We start from the raw sequence: 6,405 nt of genomic DNA, 5'->3' as shown, positions 1-6,405 counted from the left end.
CAAAAAATTGTGAGGTGTATGAAAGGGATAATGTTGTCAATATAACTGATAAAACAGAATAAAGAACGGCGTGGGGGACGTGCCTTCTTTATGGTGTATAAACGCATATAAAACGCATTGCTATAAACATCTCATAAAAGATAGCATTCATAAAAAAAAGCCGTGCCAAATGATATGACGCGGCTTTCAAATGTCTATTCTAATGATTAAAATGAATCATCCACAATGGAGTAATGAATGCATATATACAAAACGTATCATATTGCAAGCACTCTATGAGAGATATGAAAACTTATCAAAAGAAACGTAAATGTGCGTATGATCTTTAATAACTCATTTGAATTACAGAGCCTATAAACGCTTGTTATGGCTATTAAACGTATCAAACAAATCAAAATGCTCGGTAGCTTTATCAATCCAATCAAAAGCAAATGCATATTAAGTGAATGTCTTGTAAAAACGTTCTTTTTACATTTGGAAGCGTTGGTTTTTACAAAGCAGCTTTTCATAAGATAAATAAACAAACGCTTTTATAAAATGTAAGGTTTTCAAGATTTTGCTCTGCTGTGAAATCTAGATCTTCGTTTTTCATAAATGAAACGTTCTTAAGAGCAAATGATAACTAAGTTATAACTGTGATAAAAAGAAGTTTTCGTTTATTATAAAGATCTCATTTTATGTTTCAAACGTTTAAACGTGCATTTAAAGAGGTTCTCATAAGCGTATTTGTACTTTTCATTAAAAGATAATTTCTTTAAATATTAGCCGGCTCAATTTTGAGTTGGCAAAATCAACCAGCTCAAATTCGAGCTCGTTATCTTAGAATAGAGCATTCTTTAAATATTACAGCTTTTGACTCAAAATTGAGTAAAATCCCATGCCTTATGATGTTACAATGGTTTTAAATTTTTCTTGCTTGCATTATATCATTAAAAAGCTTTTGATTTCATAAGACATAACATTGTGATTTTCATTCTATATGTCATGATATTATATTTATGCTGATTACTTATCATTTTCTAAACTTTTAGAAAGCGTTTTAAAAGTGATCTTGTCTTTAAATCCTTTTATGCAATCTTTATAAATTAAACCTATAAGCTTATAAAAGTTTTAAATGATTACTTTCTTATAGGATACTATAACATCTTTAGATTTTGCGCTCCCCAATTTTGGGGACCGTTAATTTTGTTTTTATCATGCGATTAACAATCCAATCATTAAAACAAGATGTGATCTTTAAACGTATGTTATCGATAATTCCAAACAACTAAATTTTAAACAATGTGATTTGTACTGTGATAAAAACGTATCATAAGATTTATAAACTGTTATGAATGATAGCTGCTTTTCATTTCATTTGAATGCACACATGCGTTATAATATTTGTATCATGATTTGCTTTTTATGGTCTATTCATGCATGGCAATCTTATATAAAAAATGATCAAATGAATCATGCATAAAAGTGTGGATTCTTAAGTGGATTCATATAAAATAATTTCACACAACCTATTGACTTTATTGGTTTTTTATGCATAATATGTTATCGAACTCAGATAAACGTTTTTGATTTTAACAGCACTTTCGATATGGCTGGTAGTGCTTGCATCATAAACACCTTGTCCCGCCCGTGTCTCAAACACCACATCACGGCTTTCGTTAAAGTAAAAGGTCTCCCGTTCACAAAAACGAATGGCTGCAAAAATGCTTTCTTGGATTTGTTGAACATACTCATCGGCTATGTCATCAATCTCATCTTGAATGACCGACACTAAGTGCGAAAGTGTTCTCTTATGACGATAAACATCTCGCTTTACTGGTATCGGTCCTCCGGTTTTAATCCGAATATAATGACGTGTCATCAAAATACCTCTCAGTAAAAATTATTACTATTGATATTATATATATTGTGTAGTATAGTGCACTGATGGTAGCGATAATAAAAACAACAGATGAATTCGATAACTGGTTAGAAAAACTTAAAGACAGAAAAGCTGCTAATATAATTCTTGCAAGGCTTCATAGAATTCGTTCAGGGCTTTTGGGTGATGCAAAGTTTTTTAATGGTATAGGTGAATTACGTATCCACTATGGTGCTGGTTACCGAATTTATTTTACAAAAAAAGGCGATAAAATCATTATATTGCTTTGTGGTGGTGACAAATCCACACAATCCAGTGATATTCAAAAAGCCTTATCTCTTTTAGAGGATCTTAAAAATGAAATTGAAAACCTTTAACTTTGAAAAACACCTTACAACACCAGAATCTCAAGAAGTCTTTTTAAATGAAGCCTTTAAAACTGGTGATGCCTCTCATATAGCGGATGCCCTTGGTATTGTTGCTAGAGCACAAAATATGAGTGCCTTAGCAAAAGAAACCAATCGCGAACGCAGTGGATTATACCGCTCTTTAAGCAAAACAGGTGATCCTAAACTTTCTACCTTAGTCGCTGTCTTATCTGCCCTTAATTTACAACTCTCTGTACAATCTGCTCCATAAATCGTGAGGGGAATTAAGCCTTCCCCTATACCTCTCAACGATTGGTCACGAATTGCACGACCACAACACACTCACCAGCCGCGGTTGTTTTATCCCGTGTTGCATAAAGCGTAAGCTCTTGATCTTCTGGAACAAACTCTTTTTGGTTGGTTGATGTAAAATCTTGAGTGCTTTGGGTTTTGATATCCTTTTCACTAAACTCATTACCACCATAGGTGCTGCCTATCTTTAATTTCGCATCCGAAAACGCTGTCTTCACAAACGCTTTAATCGAAAGGATCATTGCACCACGCGGTAAAGTCCCGATTTTGCGCGTCAAATGCTTATCTTTATGCGAGATATTCAAACGCAAAAAACTGACCTGATGTGTATGAAGATCTCTGCCGTGTAAGTGTCCTGTTACGCCATCTACCATGTCCTATTTCCTTTCCTCATCACTCAACTTCACCGCTGTAGGTGGGGATAACTATCGTTCCAAAATCTTGGGCTCCTTGTGCTCTTCCGGGCATTTGGAAACGCGTTTTCTTCATGCCCATAATTGTATGCACTCCAAAACCGTATTCGCGTTTGTAGTCGAAGGTTTCTTCTTCGATTTTATAGCGGGTCTTACCGTAACTCTTACCAAATGCCATAACGACACTTTGCGCTCCAAGCAAAACAGCACGGCGCACACCTGCAAGACGTGTACTATCCGTGGATTTAACACCATTGGTGACATGCTCTGATTCACGTAAAATCACACCGTTGTACATGCCTAGAGAACCATCAAAGATTGGGTTTTTGGAACGCGAACCGGTATAAGCAGCTTTCTGAATATCAAGCCATTGACCCGTCTCTGTATTAGTGCGCAATTGTGTCACCTGAATGGGATGCAAATACAACACATAAACACTCTCGCCATTCACGCGAACCGGTCTAATTTTAGGATTCGCTAGCTTAGCGCACTGAACCGCTTCATCTATCAATTTAAGATTAAAGCTGTGTTTGGCTTTTTCTGTAAGCTCTTCATCCTTGGTTTTTGCTTCTGGTCGCACAATGCGCTTACTGCTTGGAGCTAATGGTGCATTAAAGCCCCAAAAAAGAGGATCAAGATCAACCAGTTCTCCCTCAAAATTAAGCCTGTTGGCTGTATAACCGCAAGCGTGAACGAAAAACATCAAACTCAAACGGTCCGCATACCAATCTGATAAACTGTTTTTGGCTTCTTCGCGCAAATTAAACAATGTGCGCTGATTATCAATAGTGCCTTCATTGGCAATTCTTGTTCCATGATAAAGTTCATTGATATACAGTTTATCATGAAGGAATTGTAGTGCCTCTTCATTGCCTTCAAGGGTTTCACCCTCACTCACACCACGTCCTGATAACTGAGCTCGCAGACTAAATGTTACACAATCCCCTTTGCCTTTTTGCGTCTCTGTTTTCACCTGAATAATGCTATTGGAATCCTGCCCCATCAAAGGAGCAATAGGAGTTGCTTTGGAGACCTCCGCATCAAGAATTCTCGCCCATGTTTTTAACGCATGGGGATCATTAATCCCTATATGTGTTGTTGCCATTTATTTCACCTTTCTTTGCTATAAAAAAACCGGCTTAAAGCCGGACCACCAACCCGCACCAAAGGCGGCTTATTCTCTAAAAGTCTTTCACTTAATCTTCATCATCTGCACCACTCAATTTGCGTATAAGCACTCGGTTCTTTGGATTACTGTACCACGCTTGAAACTCTTTATCCGTCATAGCGTCCATCGTTTCCCATGAAAGTGGACCCGTCACGCCCCCTCCACCAGATGCCGTTAAGGTTCTCGCAGAATTCTGCCGACTTTGAAGTTCTGCAACTTGATTATTCGCTTGCACTGCTTGGTTCTGATAGCCAAGGTTTTGTGCTATTCTATAAATTTCTTCTGCCGGATTGAGATCTCTTTGTGCACAAGTCGCTACAAGCGCATGCAATTGATCTCTTATAATCGCATCTATTGTGTTTTGTTGTCCATACTCAGGATAAAGTGATGACCAAGAACTCAATTCCTTTGCGCGTGCCTCATAAAGAAAATTTGCCGCGGCATCAAAATCACTGGATTTATTTTGAAACGACTTAACAGAATTATTAAAAAATTCACCAAGACGCATATCGTGCTGCTGCTGTTCCTCAGCTTGTCTTAGCGCTTCTTTCTGTTCCCTAATATACGCATCCTGCTCTCGAATCTTTTTTCCCATCCAACTCATATAGCCAATAATGTCTTGTGTAGGGTCTGGGGGTGCATTTTCACCTTCAACCATTGGCGTCTGGGATTGGGGTTCATAAAACTTGACAAGCGCTTCACGGGCTTGTTTGGCTTGTTGCTCCATACGCTGCTGTTCTATACTAGGAACAATCTCTGAAGGTTTTTCAACGGGCTGTGCAACCGGCTCTGGAGAGGTGACATCATCATTATCAATCGTTTCACCATCATAAGTGCCAGCATCAAAAGAGCTCTCATCATCAAAGACCGGTGCTCCAACTCTGTAATCTTCATTCATAGCTTCATTCATTTCTGCATTCATTCTTTCACCTTTCTCAACTATGCATACCTCTGTGTAATGCTATTCGCTCTCGCATAATCTGATTGTGTGCCTGATCATTGAGAAGCTTCTGCCGTTCAATCTCATAGCGTTGCTTCATCAGTTCTGCGTCTGTTTTTGCTCTCTCTTGATGCACAAAAAGATCAATCTGCTTTTGTTGCAAATCCATCTGATGCATCTGTGCTTTCGTCTCTAAGTCTTGTTGCTTTTCCTGCAACTTCATTTCCTGCTCGGGATCCATCTGCTGTTGTTGTGCCATTTGTTGCTGTTGGAACTTCTCACTGACACGATTGAGTAATGACGCAGGCAAGGGTGAGTAACGAAGTAGATCAAGCATAATATCCGGCGTAATGGCATTTTGAAGCAATGGGAGCAGCTGTGTGATGATACCGAAGGTGCGCTCTTTCTCATTCGGGCTGGTTGGCGCATCATCAACTACAATATCATACTCGACACTCGTTACTTCTTCACGCGTCAATGGAATATATTGCGCATTCTCCTCACCAGATATCCGTACCAAACGACCATCGGACAAGTAATTCTGTATCAAGTGCAAAATAATCTTACCTTGCCGCTTGCGGTACAAACGTAAACCATCAAACAGACAAGCAAGCAGATTTAAACTGGATTGGCGTCGTTGTGCCTCCAAAATACCCGCTTGTGTCACTTCCCTTGTACCAATGAATTCGGGTGATAAACCCGTCACCTGATTAATTGCTTCCTTAGCTTCATTAAACAGCTGGAAAAAGCCCTCTGGAAACTGTGCTACAGGCTTTGGTTGTATCTTGCCTTCTGCAAGAGCGCCATCTTCAGCAACTAGCAACGCATCAGCCCGCGCCCAATCTTGCATAGCCTGCCTGATGTCCTTAAACGCCCCTTCCTCGACAATAAGCCCCCCTTTGGATTGGCTATTAAGGATATACATCACTTGACTAAAATATTTATTCGCCCATCGTTGTGGATCTTTTGTCGGACGGACAACCCCATAAAATTGCCGTTCTATCTTATCAAAATACCCTGTTATACACTCCCAACCCAATTGACCCGCTGGAACCAAAGGTTGATCAGGGGATTCAAGCAATTTTCTCCCTAAAAAAGCACGTTTTACGACCTTTTTATTGAAAGCTGCCCCTTGGATATCGGGCATCATGCACTGGAGCTGCTTAAATTCTTCCTCGCTATAATCACGAAGTTCTCCAGTGCTTAAATCGGGCGCTTTGTAATATCGCTCGCTTTCAAACCAACGGCATTCAACAAGCGTTCAAGGCATTGATTTATAATCATAATCTAGCGTTATTCATATTGAATGAGAACCCTGAATAACGTAAGATTCTCTCATCTTA

5 protein-coding genes and 2 pseudogenes are annotated in these 6,405 nt (G+C 39.0%); 2 read left to right on the top strand and 5 right to left on the bottom strand.

Going from position 1 to position 6,405, the window contains the following annotated elements; translation table 11 throughout:
* Positions 1-1,546: 1,546 nt before the first annotated feature.
* Positions 1,547-1,861, bottom strand: a pseudogene (locus ACFIO5_RS09030) (hypothetical protein); the annotation flags it as partial.
* A 65-nt stretch (positions 1,862-1,926) separates the two neighbouring features.
* Between ACFIO5_RS09030 and ACFIO5_RS09025 the strand changes: the two are divergent.
* Positions 1,927-2,238: a type II toxin-antitoxin system RelE/ParE family toxin gene (locus tag ACFIO5_RS09025; RefSeq protein ID WP_017196508.1), complete on the top strand. Its 312-nt coding sequence runs from the start codon at positions 1,927-1,929 to the stop codon at positions 2,236-2,238.
* Positions 2,219-2,500: an addiction module antidote protein gene (locus ACFIO5_RS09020; RefSeq protein WP_273788712.1), complete on the top strand. Its 282-nt coding sequence runs from the start codon at positions 2,219-2,221 to the stop codon at positions 2,498-2,500. The genes ACFIO5_RS09025 and ACFIO5_RS09020 overlap by 20 nt, the downstream gene beginning before the upstream one ends.
* 34 nt (positions 2,501-2,534) lie before the next feature.
* On the opposite strand, the gene ACFIO5_RS09015 is transcribed toward ACFIO5_RS09020, so the two are convergent.
* From ACFIO5_RS09015 to ACFIO5_RS09000, 4 genes and pseudogenes are all read right to left on the bottom strand, one after another.
* On the bottom strand, positions 2,535-2,915 hold the full coding sequence (locus tag ACFIO5_RS09015) for a hypothetical protein (RefSeq protein ID WP_375633221.1): 381 nt from the start codon (positions 2,913-2,915) through the stop codon (positions 2,535-2,537).
* Positions 2,916-2,934: 19 nt separating this feature from the next.
* On the bottom strand, positions 2,935-4,059 hold the full coding sequence (bgtG, locus tag ACFIO5_RS09010; protein ID WP_273788714.1) for a BaGTA-type gene transfer agent major capsid protein: 1,125 nt from the start codon (positions 4,057-4,059) through the stop codon (positions 2,935-2,937).
* Between the two features lie 91 nt (positions 4,060-4,150).
* The gene (locus ACFIO5_RS09005) at positions 4,151-5,044 is read right to left on the bottom strand and encodes a hypothetical protein (protein ID WP_375680941.1); all 894 of its coding nucleotides are present in this window, start codon (positions 5,042-5,044) and stop codon (positions 4,151-4,153) included.
* A gap of 13 nt (positions 5,045-5,057) precedes the next feature.
* Positions 5,058-6,323, bottom strand: a pseudogene (locus ACFIO5_RS09000) (portal protein); the annotation flags it as partial.
* Positions 6,324-6,405: the final 82 nt, after the last annotated feature.

The organism is Bartonella sp. AA86SXKL (genome assembly GCF_042196885.1).
The sequence above is the reverse complement of the archived record's forward strand: the minus strand, read 5'-3'. Positions and strand labels throughout refer to the sequence as shown.

Coding starts and splice junctions, on each gene's coding strand:
- ACFIO5_RS09025 (WP_017196508.1), top strand. CDS start 1,927: ATGGTAGCGATAATAAAAACAACAGATGAATTCGATAACTGGTTAGAA.
- ACFIO5_RS09020 (WP_273788712.1), top strand. CDS start 2,219: ATGAAATTGAAAACCTTTAACTTTGAAAAACACCTTACAACACCAGAA.
- ACFIO5_RS09015 (WP_375633221.1), bottom strand. CDS start 2,915: ATGGTAGATGGCGTAACAGGACACTTACACGGCAGAGATCTTCATACA.
- bgtG (WP_273788714.1), bottom strand. CDS start 4,059: ATGGCAACAACACATATAGGGATTAATGATCCCCATGCGTTAAAAACA.
- ACFIO5_RS09005 (WP_375680941.1), bottom strand. CDS start 5,044: ATGAATGCAGAAATGAATGAAGCTATGAATGAAGATTACAGAGTTGGA.